This window comes from Clostridium tunisiense TJ, assembly GCF_000300195.1.
Classification (GTDB): Bacteria; Bacillota; Clostridia; order Clostridiales; family Clostridiaceae; genus Clostridium_J; species Clostridium_J tunisiense.
In genome coordinates, this window is the sequence record NZ_AMQH01000012.1 from 534,164 (window position 1) to 552,575 (window position 18,412).

22 protein-coding genes, 1 pseudogene and 2 riboswitches are annotated in these 18,412 nt (G+C 29.5%); of the genes and pseudogenes, 20 read left to right on the top strand and 3 right to left on the bottom strand.

The features are described 5' to 3' along the window. Positions 1-316: 316 nt before the first annotated feature. From C661_RS24435 to C661_RS0114445, 8 genes are all read left to right on the top strand, one after another. On the top strand, positions 317-439 hold the full coding sequence (locus C661_RS24435) for a hypothetical protein (protein WP_017416046.1): 123 nt from the start codon (positions 317-319) through the stop codon (positions 437-439). Between the two features lie 31 nt (positions 440-470). After that, the gene (locus tag C661_RS0114410; protein WP_017416047.1) at positions 471-929 is read left to right on the top strand and encodes a GNAT family N-acetyltransferase; all 459 of its coding nucleotides are present in this window, start codon (positions 471-473) and stop codon (positions 927-929) included. A gap of 126 nt (positions 930-1,055) precedes the next feature. Next, on the top strand, positions 1,056-1,589 hold the full coding sequence (locus tag C661_RS0114415; RefSeq protein WP_017416048.1) for a GNAT family N-acetyltransferase: 534 nt from the start codon (positions 1,056-1,058) through the stop codon (positions 1,587-1,589). 290 nt (positions 1,590-1,879) lie between these two features. After that, on the top strand, positions 1,880-2,773 hold the full coding sequence (locus C661_RS0114420) for a M15 family metallopeptidase (protein ID WP_017416049.1): 894 nt from the start codon (positions 1,880-1,882) through the stop codon (positions 2,771-2,773). 178 nt (positions 2,774-2,951) lie between these two features. Further along, positions 2,952-3,677 carry an EcsC family protein gene (locus tag C661_RS0114425; RefSeq protein WP_017416050.1) on the top strand — a complete coding sequence of 242 codons (726 nt, stop codon included), beginning with the start codon at positions 2,952-2,954 and terminating at the stop codon, positions 3,675-3,677. A gap of 216 nt (positions 3,678-3,893) precedes the next feature. Then, the gene (locus C661_RS0114430; RefSeq protein ID WP_017416051.1) at positions 3,894-5,120 is read left to right on the top strand and encodes an NAD(P)-dependent malic enzyme; all 1,227 of its coding nucleotides are present in this window, start codon (positions 3,894-3,896) and stop codon (positions 5,118-5,120) included. 235 nt (positions 5,121-5,355) lie between these two features. Continuing rightward, on the top strand, positions 5,356-6,195 hold the full coding sequence (locus C661_RS0114435) for a hypothetical protein (RefSeq protein WP_017416052.1): 840 nt from the start codon (positions 5,356-5,358) through the stop codon (positions 6,193-6,195). A gap of 138 nt (positions 6,196-6,333) precedes the next feature. Further along, positions 6,334-6,777 (top strand): hypothetical protein, encoded by a 444-nt coding sequence (locus C661_RS0114445; protein WP_017416054.1) that lies wholly within the window; start codon positions 6,334-6,336, stop codon positions 6,775-6,777. A gap of 143 nt (positions 6,778-6,920) precedes the next feature. Here the strand turns inward: C661_RS0114445 and C661_RS22035 are convergent, their stop codons facing one another. Then, positions 6,921-7,544, bottom strand: a complete 624-nt coding sequence (locus C661_RS22035) for a cell wall hydrolase (RefSeq protein WP_017416055.1) — start codon at positions 7,542-7,544, stop codon at positions 6,921-6,923. Next, a riboswitch (cyclic di-AMP (ydaO/yuaA leader) is annotated at positions 7,545-7,670 on the bottom strand. It abuts the gene before it with no gap. A 192-nt stretch (positions 7,671-7,862) separates the two neighbouring features. Then, positions 7,863-8,102, bottom strand: a complete 240-nt coding sequence (locus C661_RS0114455) for a hypothetical protein (protein ID WP_017416056.1) — start codon at positions 8,100-8,102, stop codon at positions 7,863-7,865. Between the two features lie 289 nt (positions 8,103-8,391). On the opposite strand from C661_RS0114455, the gene C661_RS0114460 reads away from it, so the two are divergent. From C661_RS0114460 to C661_RS0114485, 6 genes are all read left to right on the top strand, one after another. After that, a complete protein-coding gene (locus tag C661_RS0114460) occupies positions 8,392-8,820 on the top strand; it encodes a GNAT family N-acetyltransferase (protein ID WP_017416057.1) in 429 nt (142 codons plus the stop codon). A gap of 174 nt (positions 8,821-8,994) precedes the next feature. Then, the gene (locus tag C661_RS0114465) at positions 8,995-10,020 is read left to right on the top strand and encodes a homoserine dehydrogenase (protein WP_017416058.1); all 1,026 of its coding nucleotides are present in this window, start codon (positions 8,995-8,997) and stop codon (positions 10,018-10,020) included. 208 nt (positions 10,021-10,228) lie between these two features. After that, positions 10,229-10,310, top strand: a riboswitch (NiCo riboswitch). A gap of 49 nt (positions 10,311-10,359) precedes the next feature. Beyond that, positions 10,360-11,262 carry a cation diffusion facilitator family transporter gene (locus C661_RS0114470; RefSeq protein WP_017416059.1) on the top strand — a complete coding sequence of 301 codons (903 nt, stop codon included), beginning with the start codon at positions 10,360-10,362 and terminating at the stop codon, positions 11,260-11,262. A 320-nt stretch (positions 11,263-11,582) separates the two neighbouring features. Then, positions 11,583-12,068 (top strand): PIN domain-containing protein, encoded by a 486-nt coding sequence (locus tag C661_RS22040; protein WP_017416060.1) that lies wholly within the window; start codon positions 11,583-11,585, stop codon positions 12,066-12,068. Next, on the top strand, positions 12,065-12,769 hold the full coding sequence (locus C661_RS0114480; protein ID WP_017416061.1) for a DUF2971 domain-containing protein: 705 nt from the start codon (positions 12,065-12,067) through the stop codon (positions 12,767-12,769). Before C661_RS22040 ends, C661_RS0114480 begins: the two co-directional genes overlap by 4 nt. 142 nt (positions 12,770-12,911) lie before the next feature. Beyond that, entirely contained in the window at positions 12,912-13,634 is a 723-nt protein-coding gene (locus C661_RS0114485) for a creatininase family protein (protein WP_017416062.1), read from the top strand. 71 nt (positions 13,635-13,705) lie between these two features. Here C661_RS0114485 and C661_RS0114490 read toward each other — a convergent pair whose 3' ends face one another. After that, the gene (locus C661_RS0114490) at positions 13,706-14,071 is read right to left on the bottom strand and encodes a zinc ribbon domain-containing protein (protein WP_017416063.1); all 366 of its coding nucleotides are present in this window, start codon (positions 14,069-14,071) and stop codon (positions 13,706-13,708) included. Positions 14,072-14,218: 147 nt separating this feature from the next. Between C661_RS0114490 and amrA the strand changes: the two genes are divergently transcribed. The 6 genes and pseudogenes from amrA (at position 14,219) to C661_RS0114515 (ending at position 18,404) form a co-directional block, all read left to right on the top strand. Next, the gene (gene amrA, locus C661_RS0114495; RefSeq protein WP_017416064.1) at positions 14,219-15,619 is read left to right on the top strand and encodes an AmmeMemoRadiSam system protein A; all 1,401 of its coding nucleotides are present in this window, start codon (positions 14,219-14,221) and stop codon (positions 15,617-15,619) included. A gap of 19 nt (positions 15,620-15,638) precedes the next feature. Continuing rightward, positions 15,639-16,493 (top strand): AmmeMemoRadiSam system radical SAM enzyme, encoded by an 855-nt coding sequence (amrS, locus tag C661_RS0114500; protein WP_017416065.1) that lies wholly within the window; start codon positions 15,639-15,641, stop codon positions 16,491-16,493. 548 nt (positions 16,494-17,041) lie between these two features. Then, positions 17,042-17,530: a hypothetical protein gene (locus C661_RS0114505; protein ID WP_017416066.1), complete on the top strand. Its 489-nt coding sequence runs from the start codon at positions 17,042-17,044 to the stop codon at positions 17,528-17,530. A gap of 178 nt (positions 17,531-17,708) precedes the next feature. Then, positions 17,709-17,852, top strand: coding sequence for a hypothetical protein (locus tag C661_RS24005; protein ID WP_017416067.1), 144 nt, complete (start codon positions 17,709-17,711; stop codon positions 17,850-17,852). Beyond that, positions 17,818-17,923, top strand: a pseudogene (locus C661_RS24565) (methyl-accepting chemotaxis protein); the annotation flags it as partial. The gene C661_RS24005 and the pseudogene C661_RS24565, both read left to right, overlap by 35 nt. 121 nt (positions 17,924-18,044) lie before the next feature. Beyond that, positions 18,045-18,404, top strand: a complete 360-nt coding sequence (locus C661_RS0114515; protein ID WP_017416068.1) for an ArsR/SmtB family transcription factor — start codon at positions 18,045-18,047, stop codon at positions 18,402-18,404. The last annotated feature ends 8 nt before the right edge of the window (positions 18,405-18,412 follow it).

The window sequence follows — 18,412 nt, forward strand, 5'->3', positions numbered from 1 at the left end:
CAATAAAGTTGTGCTACTGATAATAAAGTTATGTTAAAGGCTTAGCAGCCAGTGAAGGTTTAACCCCTCACTAACTGTTCAGCCTTTTTATTTACATTGCGTTACACCTCAGAATAGGGCCATAAAAAATAGAATCTAATCTAATTTTTATATAGAAACCTAAATAGCTTACCTGACTCACTCTTCATAAAATAATGCTTTAGAAGAGAATAGAAAAAAATAGGTAAGTTTATATTTTACTTTACTGGAAAATTATATTATGATACCATAAAAGTAAAATATTGTATTTGATGATATTATATATTGGAGTGGTATTATGGTTTATGATTATGATGAAATCTGCAAGATATATGATGATGTTAGAGAAACAGATTTTGGAATAGTAAACTTTATGATTGATAAGGCTGGTATAACAGAAGAAAGTAATATATCTTTGTAAAATTATTCGATAAAGTCATGGAGGGATAAAGGTGGATATACATTTTGAGATTATTACTCCTGATAATTGGCGGACTTTTAATAAGTTAAAAGTTAAAGAAAAACAAAAAGAATTTGTTGCTCCAAATATAACAATTCTTGCAAAAGCATATGCTTTTAGAGACTCCAATAGCCAAGTGTATGCTATATACAATGAGGACATGCCTATTGGGCTGTTAATGGAACGTGAATATGTAGAGGATAATAAATTATTTTGCGTATTAGATCAATTTATGATTACCGAAAAATATCAAAGAATGGGTTATGGCAAAGCAGCTATGAACCTATGGATAGATTTGATAAAGAGAAAAAATAGGTACACTTCTATTGTTCTCTGTTATATTGAAGGAGATGAGGAAGCTAAAAATCTGTATCTTAATATAGGCTTTTATCATACTGGTGAAGTGGATGAGGATGAAATAATTATGAAATACAACTTAGAGAATAACTGATAAATTTCTTGAAAATATATTAATCTTACACATGGTGAAGAAAATCTTATCTGAATTAATAGCTTGTCAGTAAAAAGTTGTGGAAGACTTAAATTGTATATTAAATTTATTGAGGTGGGGGATTAAATGATTTACTATAAGGATAATGAAATTATAATAAGGGATGTCTTAACCAGTGATGTGATAACTTTGTTTTCTTGGTCAATTGACCAAGAAATAAATAAGCATGATCCAAAACCATTGCCTAAGGATACTAAATCTTTAATGAAAGAATGTGAAAATTACTGTAGAAGATTCGAAGATGAAATAATAAGTAGCCCTATAGAGAATCGAAAATATAAGTACTTCATAATTGAAGATGCAGCAAGGCATTCTATTGGTTTCGTTAACTTTTTCAGCATAGATAAAGAGAAAAAGCAAGGAGAGATGGGAGTTTTAATTGGAGATAAAAGATACTGGCAAAAGGGAATAGGCTATGCTTCAGTTAAGGCTGTAATAGATTATATATTTAATCATATGGATATTGAAAGAATTTATATAGAAACTGGTGAAAATAATATACCAGCAATTAACCTATTTAGTAAGCTTCACTTTAATAAGTGTGGAGAATATCTAGAGGATGAGGATTTTAAATTTATAGTTATGGAAAAGAAAAAGTAATTTGCTATAGTAACCTACTTAAGAAAAGGTTTTAGATAAGGCATAAATTCTAAAAACTTTTCTTTTTATTTATATTTTAAAGAATAAATGTCACATAATTTTATATAGTTAGTTTAAAAAACAATCAGGTTTTTTAAATAAAAAAAGATGGTTCGATTCATTAAAATTTATTTGTCAAGAAACTAAATAAAATGAGTTTAGTTGATTTTTAAAATAAGAGATTCAGCAAAATAAATCATGTACATTAGGGTAAAATAAAATAATAAATCAATAGAAAGGTAGGGTTTAAAATGAAAAAGTTATTGATTTTTACTTTATCCTATTTATTATGCACTGTTTTTCCTTGTAGGGAAGTAAGAGCTTTGGAAGATTATAATACTGTAATGAAAAGAGATATATTAAGTTTATTTCTTGCTTATCCGGAGCATGTAACTGGAGTGGAAAAGTCAGCTGAAGGAAATGTTTATGTAATTCTAAAGTCTGGTAAAAGAATATTATACGATGATAAAAAACAAAAAACTCATGATGAGAAGTTAAATAATCCAGATATTCAAGATATGTTGGAGCAACCTTATCCGCTAGATAGCATTGATGAGTTACCTGATGTAAATTTTGATCCAGGAAGAGGAAGAATATATAACTTGCTTCATGAAGTCTATGGTAGTAATCAAGGGACAATTGAAAGAAATTTAACTAATTGCAATGGTTGGCAATTTAATAAACAAAATGGAGCGGCAGAAGCATTAAAGGCAGTTTTAAAGGATGTAAATGAAGCTTCAAAAACCAATGGCAAAATTGGTGGATTTGTATATCCTATAAATGGAACATATAATTATAGATATGTGTCTGGCACAGGAAGGTTAAGCCCTCATGCCTTTGCTATAGCCATAGATATAAAGAGTCATCCTCACGATTATTGGAAGTGGAATACTAGAAGTAATGGAGAAAAAAGAATGCAGGCTTACCCAAAGGAATTAGTTAAGATTTTTGAAAACCACAATTTTGTTTGGGGAGGAAAATGGGGACATTTTGATATACTTCACTTTGAATATAGACCAGAAGTAATATTAAAGGCCAGATATTTTTCTACTCCTATACAGGAGAGTTCCTACTGGTACTATGGTGTTCCTGAGAATGAACAGGTTAAAGAATATATAAATTTAATTGATAATAAGTTAAACTAGTAATAAGAAGTTATTAAAATAATTTATGAGAAAGCTTTATATATACGTAAGCTTAAAAGGAATAAGATAATATTTTATTCATTAGCTTTATTTGACTTACTTTAAGCTTTCAGATATGAGCAAATTAACCTATTTCATTAAAGTCTATATACTAATTTCAATATATAGGGAGGAATCCATGATTAGTTACGAAGAACAAGCATTTTATGAACTTAAAAAATGGCAGAAAAAAATGAGTAAGAAACCGTCCTTTACAAGTAAGATTACTAAGGGGGTTCAAAAGAAATTTAACAATTTAATTCCTGAAAAAGCTCAAAATATTATTACCGAAGCTATTAAAAATATGACTAAGGCTGTGCTTACAGGCTCAGGATTTATTACGAAAGCGCCACTACTATATGCTGTTTTAGAAGAACGGGAAAAGTTAGTTGAAGAGAAGCTAAATTTTTATAGAAAAGCTGCAACAGTAAGTGGAGCTGGAACTGGTGCTGGAGGTCTTTTATTAGGACTTGCGGATTTTCCTATACTTTTGAGCATAAAAATGAAGTTTTTGTTTGATACTGCTAGTATATTTGGTTTTGATGTAAAGAACTATACTGAAAGACTATATATCTTGCATATATTTCTTCTAGCTTTTTCTAGTGATGAGAAAAGATATGAGGTATATCATAATCTATTAAATTGGCAAACTTATATAGACACACTTCCCGAAAATATAAATGATTATGATTGGAAAACCTTTCAGGTTGAGTATAGGGACTATATAGATTTGGCTAAAATGTTACAATTAGTTCCAGGAATTGGTGCAGTGGTTGGAGCTTATGCTAATTATCAACTTATGGATAAGCTTGGAGAGACTGCTATAAATGCCTACAGGCTTAGAATTTTAGGAGTGAAAAACTAAAATTATATTATATATAAAATACATTTCAAATTATAGTTCTCTTTTAAATTTATCTTAAATATATTTTTATTAAGAGGTTATGACACAAGAGCCATTTATTAAAAATACCACTATATATTATGAAGTATGAGTTAGGATTACTACAGACTATATAGTGGTAATTTATTTGCAGTTTATTGTGATTAATCCTAAATTAATAGTTATAAGGAGATAAAAATGAATTTAAGAGAAAGAGCTTTGGAATTTCATAAGATTAACAAAGGCAAAATAGCACTGCATTGTAAAGTACCTGTTGAAAATAGAGAACAGATGACCTTAGCTTATACTCCAGGAGTAGCAGAACCTTGCTTAGAAATTAATAAAGATAGTGATACAATTTATGATTTTACATCAAAAGGTAATTGGGTTGCAATAGTAACAAATGGTACAGCTGTGCTTGGACTTGGGGACATTGGTCCTGGAGCTAGTTTGCCAGTTATGGAAGGAAAAGCAGTTTTATTTAAGGCATTTGGGGGTATCGATGCTTTTCCAATTTGTTTAGAAACTAAAGATCCCAGTGAGATAATTAACACTGTAAAGCTTCTTCAAAGTTCTTTTGGGGGAATTAATCTAGAGGACATCAAAGCTCCAGAGTGTTTTGAAATCGAAGAGCAACTAAAGAAAATTTGTAGCATACCAATTTTTCATGATGATCAACATGGAACCGCTGTAGTGTCTTTAGCTTGTCTATTTAATTCACTGAAAATAGTTAAAAAAAATCTACAAGATATAAGAGTTGTAATAAATGGAGCTGGTGCAGCTGGTATTGCCATAGCTAAACTTTTAATAAAATTAAAGGTAAATGATGTGATTTTATGTGATACAAAAGGTGCTATTTATTCTGGAAGACAAGAAAAAATGAACAAATACAAAAGTGAAATTGCTATGATTAGTAATAAGAATAAAGAAAAAGGTAGTCTAAGAGAGGTGCTAAAAGATAAGGATGTGTTTATAGGGGTTTCAATTGGTAATTGTGTAGATAGTGATATGGTAAAGTCAATGAATGAGAATGCTATCATCATGGCCATGGCAAATCCTAATCCAGAAATTGACCCTAGAGTTGCGAAAGAAGCTGGTGCTAGAGTGGTTTGTACTGGCAGGTCCGACTATCCTAATCAAGTAAATAATGTATTGGCTTTCCCAGGTATTTTTAGAGGTGCTTTAGATGTAAGAGCAACTGATATAAATGATGAAATGAAAATTGCTGCAGCTACTGCTATAGCAGAGTTAATTAGCCCTGAAGAATTAAGGGAAGATTTTGTAATACCTGCACCTTTCGATTTAAGGATTGCTCCAAAGGTAGCAGAATATGTTTCAAGAGCAGCTATAGAAACTAAGGTTAATAGATTAATAATTAGTCCTGAAAAGATTAAGGAAAATACAGAAAAACTATTAACTAAGTAAAGCGCTCTCCATATATACTAATTATTTATATGATTTTTATGTGGATAGGCTATTTCAATGAATAGGTTTGAAATAGCCTATTAAAAATTTATAAAATAAATTATATGAGAAATGTAATATAATGCACCAAAGTAGAATAAATATTTGTTTTAATGATAACTTTTTAATAATAAATATGATATAACATTTATGTGGACAAACTATTAACCTTATTTTCTTGGAGGAGATGGTAATAATGAAAAAGTTTCTAGTAAACACCACCATAGCATTTGTAATAGGATGTTCTTTAACTTTAACGGGATGTAGTGTTACTAAGAATGTAGCTAGTAGAAATATAAATGTTTCTGAAAAAGAAAACATCTTTACAAATAAGGAAGCTGAAAAAGTCATAGATGGCATCTATAAGGCTTTAATCAATAAAAACTCAAGTGATTATATCAAATATATTAACAGTGAAAGTCTTAAGCATTTAAATTCAAGTGAGGAAGACATAAAAAAAACCATAGATGATTACCTCCTAAATAATAAGGTTAAAGAATATAAAATCTTATCTACTGAGGATTTTAATGAAAATACTAAAATAATCAATACAAAATATGTAGAAATCTCTAAGGATGGTCATAGTTCAGAGCATGAGGATATGTTATTTTTGCAAAAAAATCTTGATAATAATAAGATTGAAATAATTTATAATGGAGCTGTTTCCTCACAGAGTTTTGCATTAGCAGAAGTTCTCCCTGGGGAATTTAAGATTCAATTAGATAAAACAATCACATTGTTTGATGGTATTGGAGCCTCACTGTATATTGAGAATAAAACAAATAGTAAAATTTCAATTGGATATGGTTCAATATTTGGCAGTGTAATACTGACTACAGAAGATGGAGAAACATATAACTTACCTTTCAATGAAGTTAAACTATACGAGCCTAATAGCAAAGACAGAATTTCTTCGTTTACCTATGAAACCACTGGTAAAATTTCAAAGGTTGAAATTCAAGGTGTTTTTGAACTTAATGAAAATAGTGCACCTAAGGAAGGTTCCCCCAAAAGCTTTATAGTTTATGAAAAATAAACAGTTTAATTTGAAAGTTTTTATTGTAAAATATGCACCAAATATAGTAAAAGTAAGTATAAATATAATATCAAACTTAGGTACTATTTAAATATAGAAGTATACTGGGTAATATTATTATTTATGGAGGTTAGCTATATGGCATATTCAAGCAATTTATATATGGTTACTACAAGAGAAGGATATGAGGCAATTTACGACTTAGTCAGAGATTTAAACCAATTAACAAAATTAATGAAATACAAAGGTAACGAATTTGTTTTTATGGAAGTTCCTCATGTTGCAGAAGAATTAATAGAGGAAATTGTTGAAATTATGGACGAAAACACAGATATTATCCCTTGTAGTATTAGGATGACCACAGATTCACAATTTGGTTTTCATGCTAATGATAACTTTGATTACGACAATAAGGTAGAAGATATAATTTTGCCAAAACTTATTGAATATGAATGCAAGGATGAGTGGGATGAGGATAATGATGTGTTTGACGAAGAATACTATGATGATACTTCAAGAATAGCTTTTAGGGTACCAAGAAATTGTAAGATTGTATATGAGCACTTTAATGAAATGGTTTAAAAGGCACTTTTTAGTACATGATTAGGAACAAGAAAAAATCAATATACTATATGAGTCTCTTTATTGCAGAAAACAATTAAAGCCAAAATTAACTAGCTTATAGTTAATTTTGGCTTTTAAATTTTAATAGAATATCAACTAAATTAAAATGCAAACACCATTTTATCTACTTTTAAAGCTTGTGGCTTTGAACGTAACCAAGAACTAGTTGCACTGGTATCGAAAAAGAACAAGGCACCATTGGTTGGATCATTTCCACCTAAGGCCTCTTTAGCCGCCTTAAGAGTTTCCTCTGTAGCAGGTTTATTAATCATACCATTGCTTACTGGTGTAAATTGTCTTTTTTCATATATAACCGAAGTAATATTATTAGGAAATTTGTCACTCTTAACTCTATTAACAACCACTGCACCAACAGCTATCTTAGCGGTATAAGGCTGATTTTCTGCTTCAGCTCTAATCAACCTACCTAATAATTGAAGTTCTTCCTCGGTATATGGAATCACACCTGAAGCTTCACTTTTATGAACATCAGTGCTTGAGGTTTCTCCAGGTATTTCTAAGACTTCACCAGGTATAATTAGATTATCCCATTTATTGTTTGTTTCTCTCAAGCTATCAAGGGTTACTCCATAGCTTTTCGAAATTTTATATAAGGTATCACCTTTTTGTACCTCATGAGTGGCAGCTTTTGCTGAACCTGATGCTGTAAATAAAATTATTGTAGCACCAATTAGTATTTTTCTAAAATTATTCATTTTAAACATAGTTTGTCCCTCCTTTGCCTCCGAGGTTAGTTGTCGGGTTAGGGGGGAGTTCCCCAGCTACAAAGTAGCTTCACCCCAAAATGTATTCCCCCGTACTCTTTAAAAGAGATTCGGCATAACTTGTTTAACTGTTAGTACATTATATACTGAATAACATATAATTTCATTATAAAATTTAAGGATATTATTGTTTTATTTTCCTGTATTCCAATTATTTTAAACATATACCATTATTAATTAAATAAATTAATTTGTGATTTTAACAAATAAAAAATCAGGGGCTATTAAAGCTACCTGATTTTTAGTTTGCTGTTAAAGCTATTTATTTGTTGGAAAAGACTCAGAATCTACATAGTCCATACTAACCATACTGCTTATATTATTTAAGCTATTCACTTCATTAATATCCTCTTCGGCACTAAAGTTTGCTGTATTAGCAACTTCATTTTTCATAGATGAATTGATGTGTTGTGTGCTATGCTTGTTGCTATTAACTTGTGCATTTTTCCTTGATTTAGCGTTTAGTTCCCTGACCGTTTGTAGGTATTTTTCATCCATAATTAATACTCCTCTCAGTATATAAATTTTATTTGTAAATATAACAACTAATAATAGTTTCTCCAACTTTAATTAACCTATGATAAAATGTATTGGTTTAGTTGGAATAAAATACATAGCTAAATCAATACGGGTGAAGAATTACATGAAATTAAAAATAATTTTTCTATCCTGAAAAAAATGTAAAATTATGCTATAATAAATTAAGAAGTAAAAGGTATTCTATATTAAAAATCATTTTTTTAATATTTATTTCCTTATATATAAGGTTTTTTATGGAGGAATTTAAATGAGTAAAATAATAAATTATACAAAGGGTGGTTTTACTGTAACAACAGATAAAGGCAAAATAAATATTGATACGTTATATAATTCTCTTCATAGGTTATACTGGGCCACCAATAGATCTAAAGAAACAATTGTAAAATCTATAGAGAACTCTCTTTGCTTTTCAATGTTTAAAGGGGATAAACAAATTGGATTTGCTAGAGTTATTACTGATTATGCAACTTTCGCTTATTTGTGTGATGTTTACATTGATGAAGATTATAGGGGAAATGGGTTAGGAATTTGGCTCCTAGAATGCATCTTAAATTACCCTGATTTATTAGAGTTGAGAAAATGGTTGCTTGCTACCAAGGATGCACATGAACTCTACCGAAAGTTTGGATTTAGTGAACTTGCTACACCTGAAAGATATATGGAAATAGTAAATTAATTTTAACAGTTTAGATAGAGTATTAAAATTACTACATCTACATACCAATATTTTTATTTATACTTACGTCAGTAATATAAATTTATAATATAAAAATACTAGTAAGCCTTATATAAAGAAGTGAGTTGTAGGCTACTCACTTCAAAGGTTTAAGTGAAATTTTAGGGGGATACTATGGATAAAACTTTAAAACTATGTATATTGGGATTTGGAAACTCTGGTCAAGAATTCTGCAGATTATTACTTAACAAGAATTTAGATGTGAAAATCACAGCCATAGCTACAAAATCAAAAGGAAATTTATTGTGTGATCAGGGAATTAATATAAAAGCTGCTTTAGATGAAGTAGAGGCAAAAGGGAGGTTCTCAAATGACAATCCTAATCTCGTTCATCTTTCAACTATTGATATGATTATAAAATCTCATGCAGATGTTATGATAGAATTAAGCACTCTATCCATTTGGGATGGGCAACCAGCCATTAGTCATATTGAAACAGCCTTTAGTAATAATATGGATGTTATAACAGCAAATAAAGGTCCAATTGCTTGGGATTTTAAAAGGTTAAAAACCATGGCTGAAGAAAAAAACAGAAAGTTTTTATACGAAACTACTGTGATGGATGGCACTCCAATATTTAACCTTGTAAAGTATACACTCCCAGGTTGTAAGGTTGAATCCTTTAAGGGAATTTTAAATTCAACTGCCAACTTTATACTTGAGGAAATGGAAAAAGGTAATGAGTATGAGGATGCTGTTAAAGAAGCTCAAAGGAGAGGTTTTGCAGAGGCAGACCCATCAATGGATGTTGACGGATGGGATGCAGCAGCAAAAACCTCTGCCTTAGCAAATGTTTTACTTAATGGAGACCTTAATCCATTAAAAGTAGATAGGATAGGTATTAAGAACATCTCAAAAGAAGATATTATTGCTGCTGAAAAAGCAGGTGAAAAATTTAAGCTTATTTGTGAAGGTTACAGAAGTGGAGATAAAATCATAGGGAAAGTTTACCCCAAATTAGTCCCTAATACAGATATGTTAAGTACAATAGATGCTACCTCTTCAATATTATGTGTAACAACAGATTTAATGGGAGAAATATGTATTGTTGAGAAAAACCCAGAGATTCAACAAACTGCTTATGGAATATACAGCGATTTATTGAATTTAATTAATGAATCTGCTGATAGAGTAAAATAAACTATTAAATAAAAGGTTATTGGGATTTAAACCATTTCCTATAAGGTTATTTATCTATGGAAAAGATAGAAGTCTAGTAATATGTTATTAGGCTTCTATCTTTTCTATTTTAAGGGTAGCCCACCATCATTAGAATCTTTGAATTAATCATATATTCTTTGCACAACAAAATTAGTTCTGAATATAATAAAAATAAGCAAATAAGATAAAGTTTATAAATGAACAGGCGGTAAGTTTTATTTATGCAGCCGGGCTTATTTAAAAGCAGTGGAAAAATCCATGGGACAATTAATATAGTGTTCCATGGATTTTTTATCTTCAAAGGGAGGAAAATTGGGTATGAATAGGTATAATTTCAAAGTAATCAAAAAAGTGTTATGGGTAATATTATTTGCAAACCTTATGGTAGCTATATTGAAAATTATTATAGGTAACCTTATAAACAGCACTAGCATGACTGCTGATGGATTTCATTCTTTAACAGATGGCTCATCAAATATAGTAGGTATAATAGGTATAAATCTTGCTTCAAAACCTGTAGATGTAGAACATCCTTATGGACATAAAAAATTTGAAATGCTAGCAGGGCTATTTATTGCAGGAATGCTTCTTGTTATAGGAGGAAAAGTAATCATAAATGCTGTTTATCGTTTAATAAATCCAATTGAACTTCAAATTACAGTAGAAAGTATTGTAACTTTGGTGTTTACAATTATAGTAAATGTATTAGTATGCAGATTTGAATTTAGGCAAGGTAAAAAAATGAATAGCTACATTCTTACCTCAGATTCCTTGCATACTAAAAGCGATATCTTTGTTTCTGCTGGTGTGCTTTTTACTTTAATATCAGTTAAGTTAGGTTTTCCACCAATTATAGATTCAATAGCATCCTTTATTGTTTCTATATTTATTCTACATTCGTCCTATGAAATTTTTAAATCAGCAAGTGAAATATTAGTAGATAAAGCTGCAGTAGAAACAGATTCAGTAAAAGAAATAATTTTGAGTTTCAATGAGGTAAAGGATGTTCATAAAATTAGAAGTAGAGGCATCCATAGCGAAATTTACTTAGATATGCATATGAAACTTGCAGCAAATATGAATGTTGCTCAATGTCACAAACTAATTAAGCAAATTGAAAATAAGATAAGAGAAGAAGTTAATGGTAATATTCAAATGATTGTTCATATAGAGCCTTTTTATGATAGTGGAGGTGTTACTTTTAGTAGTGAACTAATCTGAAGTTGATAAAAGTGTAGAATAAATAAAGGTACCATGAATATGAAGAATATTCCATGGTGCTTTTTGTGTATGTAGGGCTTATTATAAAAGTTAATCTAGTAGCACTTGCTGCGATGGAGAGTTTATATAGTTCATTAACTTTGAGAAACATAGATTATTAGTAAGTGAATAATTTTCTATTTAATTATATTATGATTACAACCTGTATATTTATTGTGCATGGTACAATTATATAGTTTATTTTTGTAATAAAGAACGTCTTATTGGTCATATTAAAAATGTATGCTTTAACAAAAAAATACATAGAAGGAGTTTCTTCAATGGATAATGTGAAGTATTTATTAGACTCTAATATAATTATAAATATATGGAATCAGTTTCCCAAATTACTTGAGGAATTTGACAAAAATCCTCATTTGGATTATAGAATTTCAAAAGGTGTAGCAACGGAGTTATCACATAAAGAATTCAAAATCTATAACGGAATTCAAGTATTAACAGAGAAATTTATTAAACTTTTAGATAACATAATTGAAGACGAAGTGATTAATATTGAGGAGATACTAAGGGAAAACAAAAATATTACAATTAAATACAATGATAAAACTAATATTTATTTTATCAATGATAATAAATTATCAGATAATGATTTTAAGCTTATTTCTTTATGCTATAACCATAAGGAGCTTATATTAGTAACAGAGGATAAAAAAATTGTTAACTGCGGAAAACTTATCCTCCCAACGCATAGAATTTTAAACTTTAAAGGCTTTCTGGAAACTTTAAAGGAGGAGAGAAGTAAATGAGTATTGATGGAATTATAATTGATAAATCCTTACGTAAGGATACTAAACTATATAGATATATGTGTCTTAGTCAATTTATGAGTTTTGCAGAAACACATAAAACTTATCTCACAAAGCTTTTATTTTGGGAAGATAAATGGGAGATACCAACAAGAAAATTCTTATCCGAGATAGATAATTGTTTTAATTATAATACGGAGAGAGAATATTTAAATGGACTATATGGCCAATGTTGGAGTTTAGAAGGAGTTTCAGATGCTTTATGGAGAATTTATTCAAGAGAAGATGAAGGGATTTTAATTCAAACTACAGTAGAAAAATTTAGCCTCATAAAAGAAATAAATTTTGGTATGTTATCTCCAGTAATATACTATGAAAATTTAAATCAAGTTTCTAAAAAATTGACTGATGGAGACGTAAAAAAGAATGACCTAATTCAAGGTTTATTTAAACGCAAAGCCTTTGAACATGAGAAAGAAGTCAGGTTGATAACCTTAAGAGATTATGTAACTTGTAATAGCAATAATCAACGTTGTTCACGTATTGAGGTTAACTTAAATCCTTTAGAATTTATAGAAAAAATTATCATTGATCCTCGTGCCAAGGAGTGGTATGTAGAAACAATTAAAGAATACTGTAAACGATTAGGATTTAAAATAATCCCTGAAAAATCAGATTTATATTGTTCAAATGAAGAATAGTTAATTAAGAACAAAGGACAGAAATAAATTTTAGATTTAATAATATAATAAAGCTAACACATGAACTCACTATGAAATTAAATTTGGATTATTATGGTATAATAGATATAAACATTATTATTGAAAATAGGGGGAACTACTTATGTATATGGTAAACTTAACTTCAGATGATTTTCTAGAAAAGGTTCAGACTATAAAAACTGTAATTATACCTATTGGCTCAGTTGAGGCCCATGGACATCATTTACCCTTAGGAACAGATATTTTTTCTCCAAGGTTATTTTGTGAAATTATAGATAAAAAAATAGGAGAGCAGATATTTATAGCGCCTGAAGTTCCTTTTGGGCAAAGTTATGATTTATCTGTATACCCTGGTACTATTCATGTACCATCAGAAGTTTTAGCTCAATACATTTTTGAAGTGGGAAGAAGCCTATATAAAAACGGAGTTAAAAATCTTATATTTTTAAATGGCCATGGTGGAAATGTCAATGCCTTAAATTTAGCAAGTGAAAAACTTATGGAGCTTGGATTAGCTGCATTAACTATAAATTGGTGGATGGATTATTCCAAGGATATATTAACCATAACTGAAGGACAAGGTCATGGTGGAGAAGACGAGACTTCTGCTATATTATTTTATAATGATAATTTAGTTCAGATGAATAAAGCTATATGTAATAATAGAAAACCTACAATGAGATTGTATTTTAAGGATAGAGGAAAAGTTATTTATAATGATGCTTTATCAGGTAATGCAACCCTTGCTACAAAAGAGAAAGGTAAAAAAATGTTTCATTTAGTAAGTGAAAAGATAATTAATACAATTAAAATGGTTGTAAATGAAGATTACTATACTGAGTAAATTTAAAAATAAAACTATATAAAATAAAACCCTATAGAAAACTTTATTATTATTCTATAGGGTTTACTTTATTAGAAAGTAGTTTGTTTATGACCACAATAGGGACAATACTCGTACTGTCCATTCAAAGATTTTTTACAGCTTTCACATAGTTTTTCTACATGAATAGGTGATAAGTCCCAATAAGTAAATTTAACATGATTTTTTATACTTGCTTCATATCCCTTATCCTTATTAATACCATATAGGGAATCACAATTTTTGCAGAGTAAGTAGTAATTATGTTCCCATTTGAACACAGGTAAAAAGAAAAAATGGAATCTGTTATAACTATGTAAAAGGAATAAATGATTTACATTACAGTTAGGACATTGAACTTCTACTTCCCTTAAGATCTCCTCTTTATTATCTAATCCCATTACACCAATGAAAAACATGGGTCAACCTCCTTATATAATAGTCAGCCATTTAATTTGATTTTTATAGAATATATTATAATTCATAGGCAAAACATATTAAATAGATTAATAACTAGTATATGAAAATTTCTATATCAATATAATTATTTTATTTGAGGTGATTTTATGAGTATAAACGGTTTCTATTTAATGCCTCATCCTCCTGTTGTGATTCCTAACATTGGAAAGGGTGAAGAAGAAAAGATAAAAAAAACAAAAGATTCATTAAACTTAGTAGCATTAGATATCAAAGAAAAAAGCCCCGAAGTAATTATAGTAATTACTCCTCATGGAACTATGTTTGGAGATGCTGTAGCACTAGTTTATGAAGATACAATTAAAGGTGATCTGAAAAAGTTTGGTGAGCATAGTATTTCAATGGAGCTAGAAATTCATAAAAAGCTTACAAGTAAAATATATGAACTGGCTATAGAAGAAGATATTCCTTCTATCATGGCTACAGATGATTTTTTAAGAAAGTTTAATTCTAAGGTTGAAATAGACCATGGGGTTTTTGTACCATTATACTTTGTAAATCAAGCTTTGGAAAACTATAAAATTGTACATATCACTTATGCACCCCTTAGCGATCTAGAACTTTATAAGTTTGGAATATGTATAAATAAAGCTGTAGAACTTATTGATGTAAATGCAGTTCTAATAGCTAGTGGGGACTTATCTCATAGGCTTAAAAAAGGTGGCCCTTATGATTATAACCCTTATGGTGAAGTATTTGATAAAGAATTCTTATTGAATCTGCAAGAGGGAAATCTTATGGGAATTATAAGTATGGATAAAAAAACTATGGAAGGTGCTGGTGAGTGTGGAAGAAGGTCTGTACTAATGTTGTTAGGTGCATTAGATAAAAATAAGTTCAAAGGTGAATTACTAAGTTATGAAGGAACTTTTGGAGTAGGTTATGGTGTAATGAATTTCATTCCAACTAGTATTGAAGATTCTAAGACTGAAAAAATTGAAGAACTAAAAAAATCCTTATATGAGAAAAAGCTCAGAGCAAAAGATTTATATGTAAGGCTAGCCTGGGAAAGTTTGGCCTATTACTTGACTTCTGGAAGAGAACTTGAGTATATTCCTGATTACGTAACCAATGAAATGAGAGAAATAAAAAGGGGTGTGTTTGTATCTCTAAAAAAAGGTGGAGAGTTAAGAGGGTGCATTGGAACAATACTTCCTGTAACCAATTCAGTGGCTGAGGAAATAATTAGAAACGCCATCGAAGCAGGTGTCAACGACCCAAGATTTTATAGAGTGGAAGAACATGAGTTAATGGATATAGATATTTCTGTTGATGTACTTACCGAGCCAGAAGAGGCTGATAAAGAAGATTTAGACCCTAGGAAATATGGGGTTATTGTTAAAGATAATGGGAAAACAGGCCTTCTCCTCCCAGATTTACAAGGAGTTAATACTATAGAAGAGCAATTATCAATTGCCTTACAAAAGGCAGGCATAACTTCAGGGGAATATACTATAGAAAAATTCGAAGTTATAAGGCACCTTGAGTAATAGGAGAGGAAGTCATAAGATGAAGAAAAATGCAATGTTTTATGAAAAACTTGGGGAGAAGATTCATTGTTTCTTGTGTCCCCACAATTGTATTATTGATAAAAATAATTTTGGTAAATGTAGAGTTAGAATTAATGAAGATGATAAATTATATACAATTAACTATGGAGAAGTTACATCTATCTCCATGGATCCTATCGAAAAGAAGCCTCTTCATTACTTTAAACCTTCTACAAATATATTATCCATTGGTTCCTTTGGGTGTAATTTTACTTGTGGCTTTTGTCAAAACCACAGTATTTCTCATGTTGAGGCCCCTAGTGAATTCTTTTCAAAAGAAAAGTTAGTTCAGTTAATATTGACCTTAGAAGATAATATTGGGATAGCATTTACATACAATGAGCCCTCTATATGGTATGAGTATGTGTATGAAGTTTCAAAACTTTTGAAAGAAACTAGTGAAGATAAATCTGTTGTCCTTGTAACTAATGGCTATATTAGTGAAGAACCTCTTAAGGAGCTTTTACCTTATGTAGATGCAATGAATATTGATCTTAAGAGCTATAACAATGACTATTATAATAAGGTGTGTGGTGGTAATTTAACTCCTGTTCTTAAAACCATAGAACAAGCTGCTAAAAACTGTCATGTAGAAGTAACAAATTTGCTAGTAAGCAATGAACATCATTCAATTGAGGATATTGAGAGTATTTCTAAGTTTTTAAGCAATATTGATAAAAATATTCCTCTCCATTTATCTAGATATTTTCCAAGGTATAAAATGAACAATCCTGCAACCACCATTGAAACTATGGTAGCTGCTGAAGAAATTGCAAAGAAATACCTTAATAGGGTATCATTAGGGAATATATAGTTTTACTATCCATGCTGACACAAACCATTGGTTATGCGTTTCGAAATTGCATTTGCTGATGGGCTGATTTTTTCATAGATTTTATAAGTTATATTCTAAGAAATAAAATGCTATATTTAATTAGCTATGACCTATTAAAATTCTGAAATAAGGAAACAAGTTATTATCCTGTGAATATACTTATAATAGACAAACTTTTGGGGGAGGTCTATTATGGGTGAATTTATAACAATTTCTTTTATACTTATAGCTATGATTTTATGCGGCTTGAGTCAAGAGGAAAAAAATTAATTTTAATATGAGTACTTAAAATTAATTTTAAAATTATCCTTAACTTATATTTTAATTAACTTTTAACCATGCACCCTTGGGTTTAATATGTGAGTGTATGGTTTTTATTTTTTAGAAGACATTTTAATATTCTTTAAGGTATTACTTAAAGAATTGTAAACTTACTGTAAAGAATACCTTAAAAACTACGATGTTAGTTTTGTTATGTTAAAATGAAGAAGAAAAGTATTTTCAAATATAATATAGGGGGATAAGCAATGATACCTAAATATGAAACCTTATACTTATATCAAATATGCGACATAAACTTGTCTTCTAGAGTAAATAATTTACCTATAGAAGCAACGCAAACGTATACACTAATTGATAATGAGTGTATAGATGATAAACAATGCAAAATAATTAAAACTAAAACTATTGAAAATAACTTAGAAAGTTCAAGTGAATATTTTAAAGCCTATAGAGGTGATTTTATCCTTTGCTTGAAGCAAAACTTTATTAAAGGCGACTTAACTGCTGCTTTTATTGAAGATGAAGAGGTATTAGTAACAAATAACTTTGCTATACTAACTCCAAAAGAATATATACACAGTGATTTGATAATGTGGGCTTTCCACCAAGATTATGTTATTTCTCAAATTAAGCCTCTTAACATTGGGAGAAACTTTTTTCAGGTAACAGCAGATGAATTATCAAAAATTTTAATTCCTGTTGAAATATATGCAGATAATAATAGTAACAGCTAATAGTATAAAAAGGTTTGCACATCATAATGCAAACCTTTTTATTATTGTTAATAAACATTTGATAATGATAAAAATTATTACTAACTTTCTAAGAAACCAGTAAAGTCATTGGAAAAATATACGAAATTTGTAGAAAGGGAGGAAATAAGTAGATCCCATTAATTATCTTGTTTACATATTGAATAAAGAAAAAAATGAAAAGTTAAATGAGAAAGTAGACTTATATATGTTTGAAGACTATGAATTACTGTTAGTTATTAAAGCTACAGATGGCATGAGTGCTATTTACAGAATCAATAAAATCTATAGCCACACAGACTAAGTTTTTAGCCTTGAACTCTTCTATTGAAGCTGCAAAACAGGGGAGCAGCCACCGGTTTTGCAGTAATAGCTTAATTGGCCTAATAAATTATTAAATACTAGATAATATTGACATTCTTAATGCATAGTTTTACTATTTAAACATAAACAGGGTTCACCTTTAAACAGAATTTAAATCATTAGGGAGGAAAGCATGGAGAATTTAATTAATGATGTTTGCAGTTGTAATTTTATTCATGAGGATGTAGTAAATAGGGTGAAAGATAATATTTTAGATGAAAATACTATAAATAGCTTATCTGAGCTTTTTAAAGCTATAGCTGATCCTACTAGAATTAAAATCATTAATATTCTAATAAATACCGAAGCTTGTGTATGCGATATTGCGGCCTTGCTAAATATGACACAATCCGCTATTTCACACCAACTAAGAGTTTTAAAATCAGCTAGGTTAGTAAAATACAGAAAAGAAGGAAAGGTAGTATATTACTCTCTAGATGATTATCATGTTAATGATATTTTTGAAAAAGGTCTAAATCACGTAAGAGAGTAACAAGCTTT